15 protein-coding genes are annotated in these 17,390 nt (G+C 44.0%); 5 read left to right on the top strand and 10 right to left on the bottom strand.

Annotation, left to right across the window (positions count from 1 at the left end; all coding sequences use genetic code 11):
• Positions 1–12 precede the first annotated feature (12 nt).
• Entirely contained in the window at positions 13–333 is a 321-nt protein-coding gene (locus J0L60_04690; protein ID MBN8545413.1) for a DsrE family protein, read from the top strand.
• On the opposite strand, the gene J0L60_04685 is transcribed toward J0L60_04690, so the two are convergent.
• From J0L60_04685 to J0L60_04660, 6 genes are all read right to left on the bottom strand, one after another.
• Positions 330–1,193: a hypothetical protein gene (locus J0L60_04685; GenBank protein ID MBN8545412.1), complete on the bottom strand. Its 864-nt coding sequence runs from the start codon at positions 1,191–1,193 to the stop codon at positions 330–332. The two genes, J0L60_04690 and J0L60_04685, sit on opposite strands and share 4 nt — an antisense overlap.
• 8 nt (positions 1,194–1,201) lie before the next feature.
• Entirely contained in the window at positions 1,202–2,374 is a 1,173-nt protein-coding gene (locus tag J0L60_04680) for a serine/threonine protein kinase (protein ID MBN8545411.1), read from the bottom strand.
• Positions 2,375–2,392: 18 nt separating this feature from the next.
• On the bottom strand, positions 2,393–3,403 hold the full coding sequence (locus tag J0L60_04675; protein MBN8545410.1) for a Stp1/IreP family PP2C-type Ser/Thr phosphatase: 1,011 nt from the start codon (positions 3,401–3,403) through the stop codon (positions 2,393–2,395).
• A 13-nt stretch (positions 3,404–3,416) separates the two neighbouring features.
• Positions 3,417–5,024, bottom strand: coding sequence for a VWA domain-containing protein (locus J0L60_04670; protein MBN8545409.1), 1,608 nt, complete (start codon positions 5,022–5,024; stop codon positions 3,417–3,419).
• Positions 5,025–5,075: 51 nt separating this feature from the next.
• Positions 5,076–5,675 carry an FHA domain-containing protein gene (locus tag J0L60_04665; protein ID MBN8545408.1) on the bottom strand — a complete coding sequence of 200 codons (600 nt, stop codon included), beginning with the start codon at positions 5,673–5,675 and terminating at the stop codon, positions 5,076–5,078.
• A 185-nt stretch (positions 5,676–5,860) separates the two neighbouring features.
• A complete protein-coding gene (locus tag J0L60_04660) occupies positions 5,861–6,301 on the bottom strand; it encodes a CoA-binding protein (GenBank protein ID MBN8545407.1) in 441 nt (146 codons plus the stop codon).
• A gap of 120 nt (positions 6,302–6,421) precedes the next feature.
• Between J0L60_04660 and J0L60_04655 the strand changes: the two genes are divergently transcribed.
• The 3 genes from J0L60_04655 to J0L60_04645 all read left to right on the top strand — a co-directional run bounded on the left by J0L60_04655 (position 6,422) and on the right by J0L60_04645 (position 9,672).
• Positions 6,422–6,949 carry a hypothetical protein gene (locus tag J0L60_04655; GenBank protein MBN8545406.1) on the top strand — a complete coding sequence of 176 codons (528 nt, stop codon included), beginning with the start codon at positions 6,422–6,424 and terminating at the stop codon, positions 6,947–6,949.
• 4 nt (positions 6,950–6,953) lie between these two features.
• Positions 6,954–7,454, top strand: a complete 501-nt coding sequence (locus tag J0L60_04650; GenBank protein MBN8545405.1) for a methylated-DNA--[protein]-cysteine S-methyltransferase — start codon at positions 6,954–6,956, stop codon at positions 7,452–7,454.
• Between the two features lie 97 nt (positions 7,455–7,551).
• A complete protein-coding gene (locus J0L60_04645; protein MBN8545404.1) occupies positions 7,552–9,672 on the top strand; it encodes a S46 family peptidase in 2,121 nt (706 codons plus the stop codon).
• Positions 9,673–9,786: 114 nt separating this feature from the next.
• On the opposite strand, the gene J0L60_04640 is transcribed toward J0L60_04645, so the two are convergent.
• Complete coding sequence (locus J0L60_04640) at positions 9,787–10,728, bottom strand: prenyltransferase (protein MBN8545403.1); 942 nt, start codon at positions 10,726–10,728, stop codon at positions 9,787–9,789.
• A 69-nt stretch (positions 10,729–10,797) separates the two neighbouring features.
• Here J0L60_04640 and J0L60_04635 point away from each other — a divergent pair, with 69 nt between their 5' ends.
• Positions 10,798–11,766 carry a hypothetical protein gene (locus J0L60_04635; GenBank protein MBN8545402.1) on the top strand — a complete coding sequence of 323 codons (969 nt, stop codon included), beginning with the start codon at positions 10,798–10,800 and terminating at the stop codon, positions 11,764–11,766.
• Here the strand turns inward: J0L60_04635 and J0L60_04630 are convergent.
• The 3 genes from J0L60_04630 to gatE are packed head-to-tail and all read right to left on the bottom strand — an operon-like array spanning position 11,753 to position 17,240.
• Positions 11,753–13,897, bottom strand: coding sequence for a response regulator (locus J0L60_04630; protein ID MBN8545401.1), 2,145 nt, complete (start codon positions 13,895–13,897; stop codon positions 11,753–11,755). The genes J0L60_04635 and J0L60_04630 overlap by 14 nt on opposite strands.
• A 33-nt stretch (positions 13,898–13,930) precedes the next feature.
• Positions 13,931–15,319 (bottom strand): Glu-tRNA(Gln) amidotransferase subunit GatD, encoded by a 1,389-nt coding sequence (gene gatD, locus J0L60_04625; protein ID MBN8545400.1) that lies wholly within the window; start codon positions 15,317–15,319, stop codon positions 13,931–13,933.
• Between the two features lies 1 nt (position 15,320).
• Positions 15,321–17,240 carry a Glu-tRNA(Gln) amidotransferase subunit GatE gene (gatE, locus tag J0L60_04620; protein ID MBN8545399.1) on the bottom strand — a complete coding sequence of 640 codons (1,920 nt, stop codon included), beginning with the start codon at positions 17,238–17,240 and terminating at the stop codon, positions 15,321–15,323.
• Positions 17,241–17,390 lie beyond the last annotated feature (150 nt).

Genomic DNA, 17,390 nt, shown 5'->3' with positions numbered 1-17,390 from the left:
ATCGGAAGAGAAATGAAAATCGGAATTATTATCGAAACAAAAGAATTTGAAAAAGCGTGGAATGCTTTCCGTTTTGCGGTTACCTCATTGAAGCAAGGACATGAAACAAAAGTTTTCCTGATGGGTGAGGCTGTAGAATGCGAGGGACTTACTCATGAAAAATACAATGTGGATGAACAACTTAAACTCTTTGTCTCTCTCGGCGGTGAACTTCTCGCATGTGGCACCTGCCTGAAATCACGACAACTTGAGGATACCACTTCATGCCCCGTTTCCACCATGGTGGATTGTCTGAATATGGTGGTTTGGGCGGATAAAACCGTTACTTTTTAGTTCCCCTCCTCAAGAGTGATCATTTTGCTTCTTTTTTCCTGCATATCAAGAACTTTAATAATCAAATTGCCACCTATTTGGTAACCTTTTGTCTGTTTTTTCTCTTTTCCCTTATCCGGAGATTTATTTTCAGGTTTATGGGCAAAGACCAGAACTATTTCCTCACTTTTCCCGGGTGCAACCACTACAGGCTCGGGTGTCGAGGAGGCAGAGACCCCTTTTTTGGACCCCGTGTTGAGAATCGGTTTTCCATCGAAAGATACGGTGACGGGATAGGGGAAAGGATTTTTAACGGTGATAGTGGATTTCACATTTCCCCCGGTTTCCTTAAATTTACCGGAGATATGCCGGCTTCCGTCAGCAAAGGCTTTGCCTGTCTCGCTCATTATTTTTCCGAGTATCGACTCGGGTGAAATTTTTCCGGAATAAGAGACATCCCAGCTCCTGTAAAAAATTCCTGTCTTCAGTGAAATTTCCAGCGGCAGCGGTTGATGCAGGGAGTCTTTTCCTTTAAATAAAAAAAGCAGAGGTATGTTGATGGTATCAGACTCGCCGGCTCCTATTGAAAAATCGGCTTTATCAGGAATTACACTCTTGCCACCGAATTTCACATCAAATTGCCCCGGAGTGATTGCGAGGGCAAGATTATTCTTTACTATCATGGGAATGGATATTTCAAGAGTATCTCCCGTAAACTGAACAACCTGCAAGTCGGCAGGGTTAAGAGCTGCCTCCACTCCCTTCTCTTTCGAGGAAAATGCCAGGTAATCGACAAGGAGAAAAAGCACTACAACTGTTGCAAAAACAATTGCTCCCAGTCTGATATGATTATAATATTTTCTGTCAACAGTTTCGAACATTGTCCACCTCAATTTTGAGTTGAGTCGGGGGGAATTGTCTCCTCATCGACTGCCGGTTTTTTCTTCTTCACGGTATCAGCCTTTGCGGCGTCAATCGAATCTTTTTTAGCTTTCGCTTCCTTGTCTCTTCTCATCTTCTCTTTTTCCCGTTGCAGTTTGTCAAACTCAACCTTGTCAATTGAGTCCTTGTTTACCGTAACGGTATCCTTCACTATTTTACCTCCTTTGATCATTTTGGTAAGATCGTTACCAAAAATAAAGAGGAGAACCACAACGGCTGTAAGGGCAAGCAAAAGGAGAAATGAAGCTGAACCGCTGGATACCTTCTGTGACGGGGTTTGTTTATCTTCGTTTGCATTTCGAAGATGAAAATCGATATACTCCTCACAATGACCAAATCTCGTTGATTTGTCCTTGGCAGTCATGTGATAAATCATTTTTACCACGCCGGGAGAGATATGAGGATAGTAGTCCAGGGGGTTTTTTATAGGTGTATTCACGATCTCGTTCATCAGATCATACTCTGAATCCAGACCCGTGTTGAAGGGGAGGTTCCCGGTCAACATTTCGTAGAGAGTCACACCAAGCGAATAGACATCCGTTCTTTGATCGACCGCCTTCGGGTTCTTTATTTGTTCGGGAGACATGTAGTAGACAGTTCCGAGTTTCGTGCCTGTCTGCGTCATCCCCTTGTCGCCAAGAATCTTGGCTATACCAAAATCGGTAATCTTCGGGTTACCGCTTTTACCATCAATGATGATATTTCCGGGCTTTATGTCACGGTGAATAATTCCTTGTGAGTGGGCATATGCAAGACCGCGAAGAATTTTATGAAATATCGGCAGCGCCCTGTCTTCCGGAAGCAGTCCCGTTTTCCGCAGCATCTCTTTAAGAGTCATGCCATCAACATATTCCATTACGATGAAATAGTCATCACCATACTGAACCAGCCGGGTAAGTTTGACGATATACGGATGTGTCAGTTTATACTGTGCCTTGGCTTCAGTTTTAAACCTTTCGACGATTTCCGGATCAGTGGTAAGTGCCGGATGCAGCAATTTTATCGCCACTTCCTGCTGCATATGGATATCCTCGGCAAGATATACCGTACCCATTCCGCCTTCACCGATTTTACGGATTATTCTGTATTCGTCTTTTATTATCTGGTTTTCTGTAAACATAAAATCTTTGTCGTTGGGTTAGTTTCCATTGCCTTGTTTGGTATCAGTTTTGTCCGTCTTTTTGTCTTCCCGTTTATTATCTGACTGACCGGAAGTGTCAGCGGGGTTTTTCGCTTGTGCTGTGTCTTGTGCCGTTTTTACAGTTTCCTTTGATTCGGGAATCTCAACTTTCTGATTAAAGTTGCTTAAGACATACCACAGAATCAGCACCAGCAGCGCAACACCTGCAACTATCCCTGCCTGTGTGATTTTTGCCTTGTCCTTCAGACTTGCAGCCTTCTTTTTCCCGTCAGCGACTTTGATAACCTGAACTGTAATGTTGTCCTTGCCACCACGCTCATTTGCAAGATTCACAAGTTTGTTACATGCTTCGATGGGAGGATTCTTCAGCACAATATCCCTGATCTCCCTGTCTTCCACATGACCCGTCAATCCATCCGAGCAGAGGACAATGAAATCATCCTTAAACAACACCTCATCCCTGGGATCGACCTGCGGTTCAGAGTTGCCGTTGGGACCAAGAGAGCGAAGAATTACATTTTTTTGTGGGTGATGTTCAGCCTGCTCCTCGGTGATAATTTTACTGTCAACCATCTCCTGCACAAGAGAATGATCCCGTGTCAGTCTCTCTATCTCATCATCACGGATGCGGTATATTCTGCTGTCTCCGATGTGCGCAAAATAGAGGTGATTGTTGTTAATAAGCACAACCACTGCAGTCGAGCCCATTCTTCCGAGTTCAGGGTCTTCTTCCGCTTTGACGGAAATCTCTCTGTCAGCAAGTTTCAGGGAATTGAAGAGCTCCATTCTGAGGTCGGCACCCGGTTTCACTCCCTCGAAGTGCTTCTTTATGGCTTCAACTGCGGTAGTGGAAGCAACCTTGCCTCCTTTGTACCCGCCCATGCCATCACAAACAATGAAGAGTTCGCCAAATACACCGCTGTAGTAGCCGAAATAGTCTTCATTCGCCTTTCTTACCTGACCGACATCAGATCTGTTCCCAAACTCGAGTTTAATTTTATCTGCCATTTCCTTTTCCCGGCTATTTTAGTCTGAAGTGACCTTCGCAGCCACCAATCTTAAATGAATTTCCGTCTGAAATCAGCACGGGTCCTGTTATCCTGTTCATATTCACAAAGACACCGTTCGATGAATTAAGGTCTTCTATTACGAAGCCGGCATTTGTCCAGGAAATTTTTGCATGTCTTTTTGATACAGTTGATACAGGCAGCACCAAAGTGGCATCAGCCTGCGATCTGCCGACAATGGCTCCTGATTTTGTGACTGTAAACTGTTGTCCGGCAAGTTCCCCAACTTTTACATCCATATAGAGTGTGGAAACGCCTGCCGATCCCTGACCGGGTCTTACTATCACAGTTCTGCCGGCGTCACCCTGTTCGGTTACAGTAGGTGCGAACGGTTCCTCCACCATGGTTCTCCCCGAAGTTGAAACGGGACGAACCGGAGTTTCGACGGGTGATTTTGCCTTCTCAAACTCCTCTTTTTCTCTCTGTAAAGCGAGTTTTGCTGCTTCAGCTTCCTCTTCCTGACGGCGGCGTCTTTCGGCTTCCTGTCGTTTTTTCTTGTTCGAACTAGTAACTATAAGCACTATTCCACCAACAAGAAGAAGCGCCCCTGCAGCAATCAATACATAAAGCAGAGGGAATTCGGTGCTGTCCTCCGGTTTTGCGGCGGCTTTTGAAGGGGGCAGGTTGACCTTTCCGGTCACTTCACTTTTGAGCGGGTCTTTTTTTACAGTATAGACTCCATTGGCATCCTGTCCTTTTCCCTCGAGATCATAGACCGCATAGGAAAGGATGTAGATATTCATGATGTTGTCACGCATCTTTTTAAAGTTTTCATCAAGCTGTTCCTTCCCCGGGGAATCATAATATCTGCCGCCTGTTTCATTTCCTATTTTCTCAAGGTTCTGGAGGGAAATTCTGTCAGCGGAAGTGTAACCAAAAGTAAAAACGGGCACACCAATTTCTTTTGCTTTGGAGATTACATCATCAATCGAGTAAGCACCATTGGGACTGTCGTTGTTGCCGTCACCAATGATTATAAGATTTACCGGTTCATCTGCTTTTGCTTTGTCACGGAGTTTCTCAAGTCCTTTGTTGGCTCCATAGAAGAGGGAGGTGTGTGGATCTCTTGCTGCAAGTTTCTTCACCTGATCAGAGAGATAACCTTTGTCGTTACTGAAATCTGCGACCAGATTGGCATCCTCGCCGTAACTGTAAATGGCGAGATAATCCTTGTCACCGAGTTCATTGATAAACCGCAATACCGCGGCTTTCGAATCCTCTATCGGCTTCCCCTTCATTGAACCCGATACATCGATGCATAGGACTGTGTATATTCCTTTACCCGTGGCTGCCAGGGTGGAAACCGAGTTGATCTTTCCTTCCTTGCCGTCGAGAAATGCAGTGAAGTTTCCCTTGTCGAGTCCCTTTACCGCAACTCCATAATTGTCGTACACGAGCAGCGAAGTGAGGGTGTTCCTCGGAAACTCCTTTGTGTTGCTCTTGATGTATCTTGCATTCAATCCCTGTCCATCTGCCTGAAATGGTGCTGAGAGAAGAAGAACGGCAAACAGCAGATTTGAAAACAATGCCCTTGCAAAAACAGAATGAATTACTTTTTTCATCTTAAGTTCTTTCTCAATTTATCGATAAAAAGTTTGAACTGCCTGTTCAGACTAAATAATGATGAATCTTGTTTTTATTTCTCCAAATTTTACCTCGTCACGGTCAGCGAGCTTCACTTTTTCTTCGATCATCTCACCATTAACAAAGGTACCGTTTGTCGAGAGTTCGTCCGCAAGATAAAATTTTTCGTCTCTGTAAAGTATCAGGGCGTGTTTGTCACTAACACTCGAGTTTGGAATGAGAACCGATGCCGGATGAATTCTGCCTATGAGATTTCTTCCTTCATACAAATTGTAAACCATTCCAAGGGGATCTATGTCGTAACTGACGAGAAAACCGACTATTTTTCTTCCTGCCGGATTCACTTTTTCGCTGCCGAGTGGTGCAAGCATTGGCTGCCCGGGCAATGGTTGCTTTGACGGGGTTACGATTTCGGTTCTGTCACCCAGTGAAGGAGATGATGAAGAGGATTGGTAGGCGGAGACGGAAGGACCACTTTTTTCGATAACGGTTCTGTCTTCTGACAAAGGTGCCGGTCTCTCTTCCACTACCGTGGGGATTCCGCTAAGCCGGTCTTCAGCCGGACAATAAGGACAGTAGTCACCTGAATATTGATGACCGTTTGCGCATGTTCTGAATTCTGTTTTCAATTTTGCTCCACATTCCTGACAGTGACTTTTATTTGACGGTGTTTCTTTTCCGCATTCGGGACATTTCATTTTTACATCTCAAATTTGTTAATTGATAAATGTAAGATTAACAGACATTTTTTTCGGGAAAATGTATAAACTCAACCTTAAATATAATATAATATTAAGTGGCTTCGGAAAATTAATCAATATTTACCAAAAAGCCTGACTATACCTCTGTGAAATTTGTGTAAACCACCGACGGGTTCGGTGTACATAAGAATACACTTCCCGGCAACCACTTCGAGCCCGGCTTTTTCTGCAGCAGCCTTCACTTCTTCAGTCCCGCAACCCTGCTGCAACCAGACCGATTTGAATCCTGCGGCAGCAGCTTCCTTTACCACGGAAACGGCATTTTCAGGTTTTACACACACGATCAACGACTGTGTGAATTCCACCACAAGATCGAGACTTCTGTAACATTTCACCCCTTCAACACTGTCAAGTGATGGATGAACAGGATAAACAGTAAAGCCTCTGCTGACAAGTTCCTTAAGTATGGCATTTCCAAATTTCCGGGAATCTTTCGACACTCCGGCAAGAACGAATGACTTTCCTGAAATAAATTTTTCTATCGTCTGATTCATATCTTTTTTCTCTTATTTTTAAATCAATCGAGTTGTAAACTTAATATAAGTTTATCTTTTTTCATTAATTTTAACAATCAGTATACAATTTTTTTTACAGATTCCGGATTTTCCTGTTCGATGCAATGGTACATTGACATAGTAACACTTCACCCGATCGTTTCAGCCATGATCCAGTTCGCCATTCTTGGTACCCTGGGTGACATGATCGCTTCCTGGATAATCAATAAAAAACCATTCATGCCATATAAGACTCATGAACTTCTGCTGAAGTTTGTTGAGTGGGCATTCCTTGCGGTTTTGATTAAATATGCGTTTACCGGCTACAAGTCATTTGTGGAAGGACTGGTTACAGCGGGACTGCTTCCTGAACTGAATAATTTCACGCACGCTTTCGCCGTCTCTTTTGCTATGAATGCGCAGTTTGGCGTTCTTCTCGTTCTTTTACACCGGTTGCTTGATAATCTCATCGCAGGAAAGATCAATTGGGCGAATATCGATAAAGGACTTTATTCTCTCATCTGGTTCTGGCTTCCGGCTCATACCGTCACTTTTATGCTGCCAAAACCGTATCAGATAGGACTCGCCGCCCTGTGGTCTGTGTGCCTCGGAGCAATTCTCGGATTTTTTAACAAACGAAAGAAGTAACATTATGATTTTCAAGACAACAATGAGGAGCCCCGTCGGGGAACTTCTCCTCGGTGCGAATGAAGAAGGCATCACTTTTGTGGAATTTGCCTCGGAAAAAGGAACCGTCCAACTCGAGAAGTTGAGGAAAAAACTGAAAGATGAAATGATAGAAGGTGAAAATGATCATCTGACCAGTCTAAAGCTTCAACTTGATGAATATTTTAAAGGAAAGAGGACTGCATTCGATCTGAATCTCGTTCTGACAGGCACCCCATTTCAAAAACAGGTTTGGAAAGCCCTGATGGATATCCCCTTTGGTAAAACCCGTTCTTACAAGGAACAGGCAACTGCAATCGGGAAACCTTCGGCTGTAAGAGCTGTCGCGAATGCCAACGGTGACAACCTGATAAGCATAGTAATTCCCTGCCACAGAGTTATCGGTTCCAACGGATCACTCACAGGTTATGGCGGTGGTTTGGACAAAAAGAAATGGCTGCTTGATTTGGAGAACAGGACTGTCTGATCTGCAACCGTATTATCCCGGGCGAATTCCGGCAAATAACATTGGCAAACAAAAATTCTAATTATTTCAAAAAACTCAACTAACAAAGGTTCAAAGAATGTTCAAAAGATCCCTTGCACTATTATTCACACTGGCATTTCTGTTCCAAAGCCTAAATGCACAATATTCGTTTAATCCTGATACCGTTAAGGCCGGGAAATATGACACCGGCAAAATGTGGACTTTTGAGTTCCCTCCGTACCAGTATCTAAAAGAAAAATATGGTTTCGAAGCAGCAAAGGAATGGTTTGATGATGTTCGCCTCTCTGCACTCAGAATTCCCGGGTGTACTGCATCCTTTGTCTCTGAAGACGGTCTTGTAATGACCAACAACCATTGTGCAAGAGGAGTACAAAGACAGGTTCAAAAAGAGGGGGAAGACCTCGCCAAAACAGGTTTCATCGCTGCAACTCTCGAAGAAGAGAGAAAAATCCCCAACTATGTGGCTGAACAACTGGTCTTCCTTCAGGATGTAACCGAACAGATCACCTCCGAAATCAACAAAGGAAAGGATCTGAAAGAGAAAATCTCGATCCGTGAAAAGATGATGAAAGAGACCAAGGCAAAATACGAGAAGGAAACAGGACTTAAATGCGATGTTACCACCTACTATAACGGCAGCCTCTTCTTTGTTCAGGGATTTAAGGTATTTAAAGATGTGCGGCTTGTCTTCCAACCCGAGGAAGGAATTGGCTACTTCGGAGGAGATCCCGACAATTTCACCTTTCCACGATACAACCTTGACTGCACTTTCTACAGAGTCTATGATGAAAACGGTAAACCTGTAAAGAGCAAAAACTTCTTCAAATGGAGTGAAAACGGTGCTGTCGAGGGCGAACTGGTTTTTACAGTTGGCAATCCCGGTTCAACCAACCGTCTCAGAACTGTTGCCCAGCTTGAATACCTGAGAGATATCCAGTACCGAAACAGCTCTTTCCTGATGAATACTCTCTATTTCAAACTCGACGAACTTAAGAAAACCAATCCTTCAAAAGCCGAAGAATATGAGAATCTCAGGCTTGCTTTCTCCAACGGCTGGAAAAGCATAACCCAAACCTACAAGGCTCTCTGCGATCCGTATCTGATTGCCAGAAAAAAGGATTTCGAGAAAAAAGCCCTTGAGTTTGTAAATTCCGACCCCTCACTAAAAGCCACATACGGTGATGTCTGGAAAAGCATTGCCACAACCCGGGCTGAAATGAAAGAAATTGATACAAAACTGGCGGCTTTCTCCGTCAACAACACCTATTCTGCCAGACACTGGGTGATTGCTTATGAACTCGTGAGATACGCCCGCGAAATGCAGCTCCCTGAAGAAAAAAGGGATACAAACCTGCAATCGAAACGGTATAAAGATATGATCAGCAATATCTTCCCGAAAAACTTCGATCCCGTGCTCGAGGCAGCAAAACTCGTAATAAATCTTGACTATATGGACCTGAATCTCGGTAAGAGCAACGATCTTGTTGCTAAAATATTCAACGGGAAAAATTCCGAAGAAGCCGCAAAAGCTCTTCTTGCAAAGACTCTCTTTAAAGACAAAGAAACAGTTAAGTCATTTTTCGCAATGAAACCCGAAGAAATTCTGGCTCTCGATGATCCTTTCATAAAACATTTTGCCGATAATTACGACCTGATTAAACAGTTACGCGAAAGACAGAAGGAAGTGAATGACACAGAAAACATAACCTTCGGCCTCGTCGGTCAGATTCTTTACAAAATGTACGGAACCTCCATCTCACCCGATGCCAACCGGACACTCAGAATAAGTGATGGATTGATGGAAGGATACAACTACAATGGAACTGTTGCTCCCGTGAAAACGACATTTTTCGGACTTTACGACCGCTTTTTCAGTTTCAACAAACAGTATCCATTTTCACTCCCCGAAAGATGGTCTGAAATTCCAAAAGATCTCGACCTCTCCACACCATTTAACTTTGTCTCAACGAATGACATAGTTGGCGGTAACTCAGGAAGTGCAATTATCAACAAAAATGCCGAGGTAATCGGACTCGCTTTCGACGGAAACATTGAAAGCCTCGTGGGTAATTTTATTTATCTCCCCGAAGAGAACAGAACTGTCGGTGTGGATTCAAAAGGGATGTATGAGGCAATCCGTAAAGTTTACAAAGCCAACAAACTGGCGGATGAACTTAAAAACGGAAAACTTGATTAGTTTTGAGTTGAGCTAACTAAAGTATACCAAAGCGAAATAAACCACAGAGCGCACCGAGCACACAGAGAATGGGATTAAAAGCCTCCCTCTGTGATCTCTGTGTGCTCAGTGGTTTTAAAAGGAAGAAGCAAGCAAAGCACCCAATAAACCAAGGATGAGCAAAATCGAAAGTTGCAGATGAACCATCACATTCATTCCGGCTCCGGGCTTTAAGCCGTTCGCATTCGAGTGCTCACGCATAATTATCTTCACGACTTTGGGAAACAGCATAATATATGGCAACAGGGAGATCAGAACAAAATACCCGGCCTTGGGGATAAAAAGCGGAATCATTATGATATTGGCAATCAGGAGAGATTGAATCACGATATAAACAAGCCGTGAATGACCTGTTCCGATTCTTGATACCGCACCAAGTTTTCCCGTTGCTTTGTCTGCGTCCAGATCGATCATTTGCCCCATCCACAAAATTGAGAGGGTACTGAGTCCGCTGATTGGCATGAGCAGTAGTATTAATGGTTCAAAAAGAACATTTTGACTCACCGCTGCCACAAGAACTGCCATCGGACCAAATGCAAACCAAACCGACACTTCACCCATTCCTCTGTATGCCAGTTTAACTGGAGCGGCAGTGTAATATTTCGCAAAGAATGCAGACAACAGATATAACCCCGCAAGCCATGGATAAAGATTTTTGTCAATAAAAAATGCGATCCCGATGGCACCAGCGAGGGCAATCACCAGTGATACACGGGCAATTTTGTACATTCGTGGCATCATGTCAGGAAAATCAACTAGAATGCCGCTGCCACCGCTAAATTCGTTCCGGTGAACATTCAGTTTGTCTGTTCTCTGAATAGTGTCATAGATGTCGTTGTAAACATTTGTTGCCGCATGAAGACCAATTCCCATGACAAGCACAAAGAAGAAGCCGGGAAAAGAAAATGCACCATCTTTGATAATTACCGCGGCAATTGTTCCGAAGAGAAGTGGCGCAAGAATGGATGACAGGAACGGTGCCCTTATCATTTTGAGTAAATTTGGTCTTTGTTTCATTTTGATTTTTCGCATATTGTATAAATGTTATGCTAAAATAACTGATTTTTTTCACTTTATTGTTCAATTATGCTTAAAGCAATCTACAACCACTACAGACTGGTCTTCAAACCGTGGGTTTATCACCGGGAAGGTTACAAAAATTTCTTTTTTGAGGGGTGGTTCTACAAACTTGTTAATTCCGAAAAAACAGAAGTGCTTGCAATAATCCCTGCGATTGTGAAAGGAGATGATGCAAAATGCTTCACTCAGATTCTCGATGGCACCTCACACCGGTCAAGTGTAATATTTAATGACATCAAGGATCTGGAATCAGACGATTCAGATTTTAAAGTTTATATTGGAAGCAATTACTTTTCACGCGAGAATATCATTCTTGATCTCAAAGGGGATATTACGGTAAAGGGCACTCTTTCGTTCCATGATCCGGTGATATTTCAAGCTGCTCTCCTCAGTCCCAATGTTATGGGATGGTACTCTTATGTCCCGATGATGGAATGCAACCATGCAATTCTTTCGATGTCTTCCGGAATTTCAGGCTCGCTCAATGTGGACGGAAGGTTAATCGACTTCACAGGCGGAAAGGCATATCTTGAAAAGGACTGGGGATCTTCATTTCCTGAAGGGTATGTCTGGTGTCAGTCGAACCACTTCGACAACAGTGACACTTCATTTATGTTTTCGGTCGCGAAAATACCCTGGCTCACAGGAAGTTTTACCGGATTCCTCTCGGTTTTTCACTATCAGGGGAGGCAGTTCACATTCGCAACATGGAACGGATCAAAAATGACCGGGTTTCAGGTGGATGAAAGCAAGGTATCTGCCACGATCTCAAAAGGAAGATTTTCACTGGAATTTACGATTGATAGAGGCAAGGCATCCGACCTGATCGCTCCTTATTTCATGAACGGACTGACCAAAGTAACCGAAAGTCTCAACTCAGCCGTCACTCTTACCCTGAAAGAGGGTACGGAAGTAATCTTCACAGGCACCGGCTCACACTGCGGACTCGATATAAACGGGATCAATCTTTCTTAAGAAATCTCTGCAATGTATCAACAAAAGTATCCAGTTTTACAGGCTTCGTAAGGAAATCATCCATTCCAATTGCAAGACATTTCTCTTTTTCTCCCTGGTGAGCACCTGCAGTGAGGGCTATAATCGGGATGTGTGTTCCATCGTCTTCTTCCATTTTCCTGATAATTCTTGTTGCCTGAAATCCGTCCATCTCCGGCATCTGCAGGTCCATTAAAATCATGTCAGGCTTTTCAGATTTGTATAGCTCGATTGCCTCGGTGCCGTTTCTCGCCTCAATAATTGAGAACCCGGGGAAGTTCCTGTGTATCAGAGATCTCGCGAGCACAAGATTAAATTCATTATCCTCAGCAATCAGCATTATGTTGGAACTGTGATCCTTTCGGTGAGGATGAGCATGTTCGTTCTTTCCAACCTCCTTCAGGTTTTCACCGGAATCACTGATCTTCGCCAACTCAGCATATAGCTCGTCCATCTTAAGAGGCTTCATTAAAATTGAGTGAATCCCCAAACCGGAAGCAGCCTCCCTGATTAAGGGATCATCCGAGGAAGACCCGAGAAGTATAACAGGAAGTTCGTCAGGTTGAAGATTCAATTTTTTTCTGATATTGCTAATTACCTCGATACCATCCATGAAGGGGAGGTTCATATCAACCAGAACGGCATCATAATCACCCTCTGTACGGATTCTTTTGAGGGCGTCAATCCCGTCTCCCGAAGTCTCCACCGCTATTCCTTTATAGGAAAGCATCCCCTTCAAAATTTTCAAATTCTGATCGTTGTCTTCAACAACCAGCACCTTCTTTATCGACTGAATGGAGATCGGATCCTCCTGATCTACAAGCGCGAGTGGGAGATCCAACATGAAACTAAAGGTGCTCCCTTTGCCCGGCTCGCTCGAAACATGAAGTTTTGAATCAAGTTTCTCGAGCAATTTCCCCGAGATTACAAGTCCGAGACCCGTTCCGCCAAACTTCCTTGTGGTCGAAGTGTCCGCTTGCTCAAAAGCCTTAAAAATCCTTGACATATCCGCATCACTGATTCCGATACCGGTATCCCTGACCTCAAAAAGATATTGGATCCTCTTCTCTGAATCATTAATGCCTGCATTTGTTACTTTGATCTCCACCTCGCCTTTGTTTGTAAATTTCACGGCATTATTAAGCAGATTTACAAGGATCTGACGCAGTCTTACCGGATCGGTTGTAACAAATCTGGGAATCCCCGGTTCAATGTTAACCATTAGTTCAATCCCTTTTATTGCTGCCTGAAGTTTAACCACATCAGCAGTTTGCTCAATTATCGAAACGATATCGGTTAAAACCTCGTCAAGTTCAAGTTTCCCCGCCTCTATTTTCGAAAAATCGAGAATATCATTAAGCAGCGATAGAAGAGTATGTGCTGAAGTTATCGCATTTTCGAGATACAATCTCTGGCTGTCGTCCAACTTTGAGCTAAGCAACAACTCAGTGAACCCGATTACACCGTTCAGAGGCGTCCTTATTTCATGGGACATGTTTGCAAGGAATTCCGATTTTGCCATGTTCGCCTTTTCAGCAGCTTTCTTGGCATTGATCAATTCAATATCGGTCTCTCTTCTGCTCACAGCAGAAGCTATATTGTTTGCCAGTATCCTTAAAAGGCTAATCTCCTCCTCCTGCCAGGATCTTTGATTTCTGACAGAGTCGAAGCCGTTGAAACCAATCACTTCCTTATTAAAAATTATCGGCACCACGATGAGAGATTGAATCCCCTGCGCTTCAAGTATCTCCCTGACTGATGACCATGACTCCGGAAGTTCCGAGACAAGTGGAATATGAATATTTCTGTCTTTTGAAAGTTCCTCCATCCACTCAGGCAGCATGTCGAAAGGAATATTTTGTAAATTTTCCTTTTCTGGAGAAATGCCCTCTGCACACCACTCATGAGTGTTGTTCATTATCTGCCGTTCACGGTCGAACAGAAAAATATAACTCCTGTCACATTGAAAAAACTCTCCTACATCCTTGAGGATACCATCAAGAAGTATGTCAAGGTCTTCAATCGACACATCGATAAACTTTTTGGTGGTATTAAGGAGCAAATCCCTGAATTCCTGCAGCTTGATAATCTCGTTAATCAATCTCTCCGGCATGACGGATCTCTCTTATTAAATATTAAATAAAAATTACTTTCTGTATTTTGAAATAAACTCCTCTACTTCAGGGATTCCACCCTGCAGGATGAGATACCCGTTGCTCGGTTCCCGTTCTGTGATTTCGCCGTTTACGGGAGTGAGCATTATCTTTTTCACCACCTCGAGGTCCTCAGTCTGACCGAGTGCCCAACCGAGTTTCATGTACGCCACTTCCGGAAGCATATTCGCACAAGGTACCACTCCGAGTTCCATCATATCTCTGCCTGTGTCATATACATACATCTGCACATAACCCCAAAGTGTCTGTACTGTCATGTAAACAGCGACATTTTTCTCCTTTGCTCTTTTTAACGCAGGATAAAGAGGTTTATTCACATGTCCCAGCCCCGTTCCCGCAATTACTATTCCCCGGTACCCGTTGTCGATCAAAGAATCGATAATATCGGGTTTCATATTGGGATAGTAATAGACGATTCCCACCTTCTCTTCAAACGCAGTATTAATTATCACATTTTTATCGTGTCTTCTTCTTTTATAATCCTGCCGAAGTGGTGTGATTGTTTCCCGGCTCACCATTGCAATGGGAATATCACCGATTGTTCTGAAAGTGGATCTGTAGCTCGAGTGCATTTTCCTGACTCTTGTACCACGATGGAGCAAACCGTAGTCATCGGAAGTGGGTCCGAACATGCATACCAGCACTTCTGCAATATCACTCTCGGCAGCGGTTTTTACGCTGTGCATAAGATTCAGAGCTGCATCAGAAGAGGGTCTGTCACTCGAGCGCTGAGAACCCACCATGACGATCGGGACAGGTGAGTTCTGGACCATAAACGATAGAATTGCTGCAGTGTGGTGCATGGTATCGGTACCGTGGCCGATTACAATGCCCTGAACGCCCTTTTCGATTTCACGCCCGATGGCTTCGGCAGTTCCGATCCATTGTTCAGGTCCCATATTTTCACTGAAGACACCGTACAGTTTTTCCGTTTCGAGATTGCAGATATCTGCAAGTTCAGGGACTGATCCGTAGAGTTCTCCCGGAGAAAATGCAGGAATCACGGCACCCGTTCTGTAGTCGAGGCGACTTGCGATGGTACCTCCCGTTCCGAGAAGTTTTACTCTCGGCTTTCGGGGATCATATGGAAATTCTTTCTCGGGGATCTTGTAATGTGCCTCTTTCCTGCCCGTTACTTTTATATCAAGCACCCTTGAAGCAGCAATTCCGATATTGTAACCTGAAACAAGTTTAATCACAATGTGTTTGTCATCCGCAGTTTCGGAACGGGGCAAAACTCTGCCGTAATAGGTCCCGTCCGAAGTGAGCACTTCAATGTCGCTCCAAATCATCGCAGAAAACTTCTGAAGTGTTGCAAGCGTTTCGCCTCTGTATCCTTTATAATCATTATCTGTTGCCATATTACACCTCCATCACAAGTTCATTCATTGCTTTTTCAACTTCACTTCCGCTTGCCTTAAGCCTTAGTTCCTCCATGATCATCCCCATCAGGATGGTTTTTGCCTTTTCGGGTCTTCTGATCTTCGTCGATTTCAGTTTTTCGGCATGTTTAAGGACAATCGCTTTTATCTCTTCAGAGTTTGAAAGGGGTTGAACTGTTGATTCAATATCCCTGCCTGAGACGAGAGATTCTCTTAAAATAAAGTAGAGACTGTCTTTAACGACTTTCCCCTCGTTCATCAGCCGGAAAAGGGAATCATAATTCTCACCGGTAAGATTTTCAACGGGCAGATGCTCTTTCTTCAGTCTTCTTGGGTACTCCAGCAACACTCTTGCGGCAAAACGGGGGTTGATATTTGATTTGTTTATGGCATCTTCGAAAATCCCCGCCAGTGGCGACATCGCAAGTTTTTCAATATGTTCGGCAGGGACACCCAGACTGCGGTATCTCGCTTCTCTTTCCCAGACAGGTTCTGGAAGTCCTGCTCTGATTCTTGCAATTCTTTCCTGTGTAATTTTCTTTGGCGGAAGGTCGGTATCGGGGTACATTCTGTCGGCACCCGGTAGAATTCTTTCGAATCCATTTGTTCCATCTCTGAGTGCCTGCCGGGTTTCTGACGGAATCCCGATTGTGGCTTCCTTTGCTCTTATTGCAATCTCCGCAGCACCCGATTTTGCATCCTGTTCATCTCCCCAAACAAGCACAATGGTATCGTCTTCAGATGCATTCACAGCTTTTTTAAGAGTGTTCCATTCCGAAGTTGCAATCGTTTCACTTGGACTGTCAGAATGAATGATGTTTGGAAGTGTGGTCAGGCATGAAATTACCCTGACTCTGTCAGATATTTCTCTTGAGAAATAGGTGTCCGTCTGTGTCTCCCACCTGAGCAATCCCTTGAACCCTTTCAGTGAGACACACAAAACCTTCATCCCGGTAAGAATGGCGCTTGCAATCGGCTGATAACGCGTTTTCTTGAGCAGGCGGGTAACATCTGTAGTGACACTTTCGAAGGTGTCTTTCGTGATTCCCCTCCTGTTTAGTTCGTCCCTGAGACGGAGCAGGTTCCACTGCCGCATTGCCTCGTTATATGTAAGAAGCGGGATCAAAGGAATCCTCGGAACCCCCTTAATTTCAATTCTTGTACCACCGGTAACGCTCACATTTACATCCTGACGGGCGGCTCCAATACCGGAACGAACTTTGCCTGTGCTTCTTGCAAGTCTTCTTAGAATTTCCGCCACTTCCGCAACCTCCTGAGGGGTTCTCATGTCGGGACCTGTGACCGTCTCAACCAATGGCATACCAAGTCTGTCGGTAAGATAAGTACGGCGATGCCCTATGTCGCTTACTTCGCGGCACGAATCTTCCTCTATCGAGAGTTGAATAACCTGTATGTGCCTGTCTTTGAAGGGTACCCTCCCGTCGAGACAAACAATTGCCGTCCTCTGAAATCCGGTCGGAATACTGCCGTCAAGATATTGCTTCCTGGCGATATGCACCTCATCCACCATCGAGGAACCGTAAAGCATACCGAGCCCGAATGCAATATCCAGGGCTTCATCATTAATCTCGAATGGTGGAGTGTCATCCATCTCATAGGTGCAGACTGTCTCACGACTGATCCGGTAGATAATCTCTTTCCTCGTCTTGAACTCCATTAGTGCAGTCCCGTCATACTCACCAAGTTCGGAGAGTGTGGGTCGCATGTGCCTGAGAATCTCAGCGTTGTACTGATCGCTGTACATTCCCGCAGGACACCTGCAAAAGAGTTTTTTTTCTGTTAAAAGCTGTTGATGAACTTCAAGTCCTGACTTGAATCCGACTGTGCGGTAGTCTTCTTCCCGCATCTCATTAAATGGTTTAAACTTAAATTCCGGCATTATCTTTCTGTCTCCCGAGTTGTAATCCGTTCCGCATGTAACGACTATTTAGAATAATCGTGACTTTAAAATTACTCTTTTAAAGAAAAATAACAGAATCATTACATCTTTTTAAACAATATTTGTTACTTTGGTTTAAGTTGTTTTCAA

The sequence above is a fragment of the Ignavibacteria bacterium genome (assembly GCA_017302895.1).
In the GTDB taxonomy this organism is placed as follows: domain Bacteria; phylum Bacteroidota; class Ignavibacteria; order Ignavibacteriales; family Ignavibacteriaceae; genus UTCHB3.
This window is presented reverse-complemented; position numbering and strand designations above follow the sequence as displayed.

Coding starts and splice junctions, on each gene's coding strand:
- J0L60_04680 (MBN8545411.1), bottom strand. CDS start 2,374: ATGTTTACAGAAAACCAGATAATAAAAGACGAATACAGAATAATCCGT.
- J0L60_04685 (MBN8545412.1), bottom strand. CDS start 1,193: ATGTTCGAAACTGTTGACAGAAAATATTATAATCATATCAGACTGGGA.
- J0L60_04650 (MBN8545405.1), top strand. CDS start 6,954: ATGATTTTCAAGACAACAATGAGGAGCCCCGTCGGGGAACTTCTCCTC.
- gatE (MBN8545399.1), bottom strand. CDS start 17,240: ATGCCGGAATTTAAGTTTAAACCATTTAATGAGATGCGGGAAGAAGAC.
- J0L60_04635 (MBN8545402.1), top strand. CDS start 10,798: ATGCTTAAAGCAATCTACAACCACTACAGACTGGTCTTCAAACCGTGG.
- J0L60_04670 (MBN8545409.1), bottom strand. CDS start 5,024: ATGAAAAAAGTAATTCATTCTGTTTTTGCAAGGGCATTGTTTTCAAAT.
- J0L60_04675 (MBN8545410.1), bottom strand. CDS start 3,403: ATGGCAGATAAAATTAAACTCGAGTTTGGGAACAGATCTGATGTCGGT.
- J0L60_04655 (MBN8545406.1), top strand. CDS start 6,422: ATGCAATGGTACATTGACATAGTAACACTTCACCCGATCGTTTCAGCC.
- J0L60_04630 (MBN8545401.1), bottom strand. CDS start 13,897: ATGCCGGAGAGATTGATTAACGAGATTATCAAGCTGCAGGAATTCAGG.
- J0L60_04640 (MBN8545403.1), bottom strand. CDS start 10,728: ATGAAACAAAGACCAAATTTACTCAAAATGATAAGGGCACCGTTCCTG.
- J0L60_04690 (MBN8545413.1), top strand. CDS start 13: ATGAAAATCGGAATTATTATCGAAACAAAAGAATTTGAAAAAGCGTGG.
- J0L60_04645 (MBN8545404.1), top strand. CDS start 7,552: ATGTTCAAAAGATCCCTTGCACTATTATTCACACTGGCATTTCTGTTC.
- gatD (MBN8545400.1), bottom strand. CDS start 15,319: ATGGCAACAGATAATGATTATAAAGGATACAGAGGCGAAACGCTTGCA.
- J0L60_04660 (MBN8545407.1), bottom strand. CDS start 6,301: ATGAATCAGACGATAGAAAAATTTATTTCAGGAAAGTCATTCGTTCTT.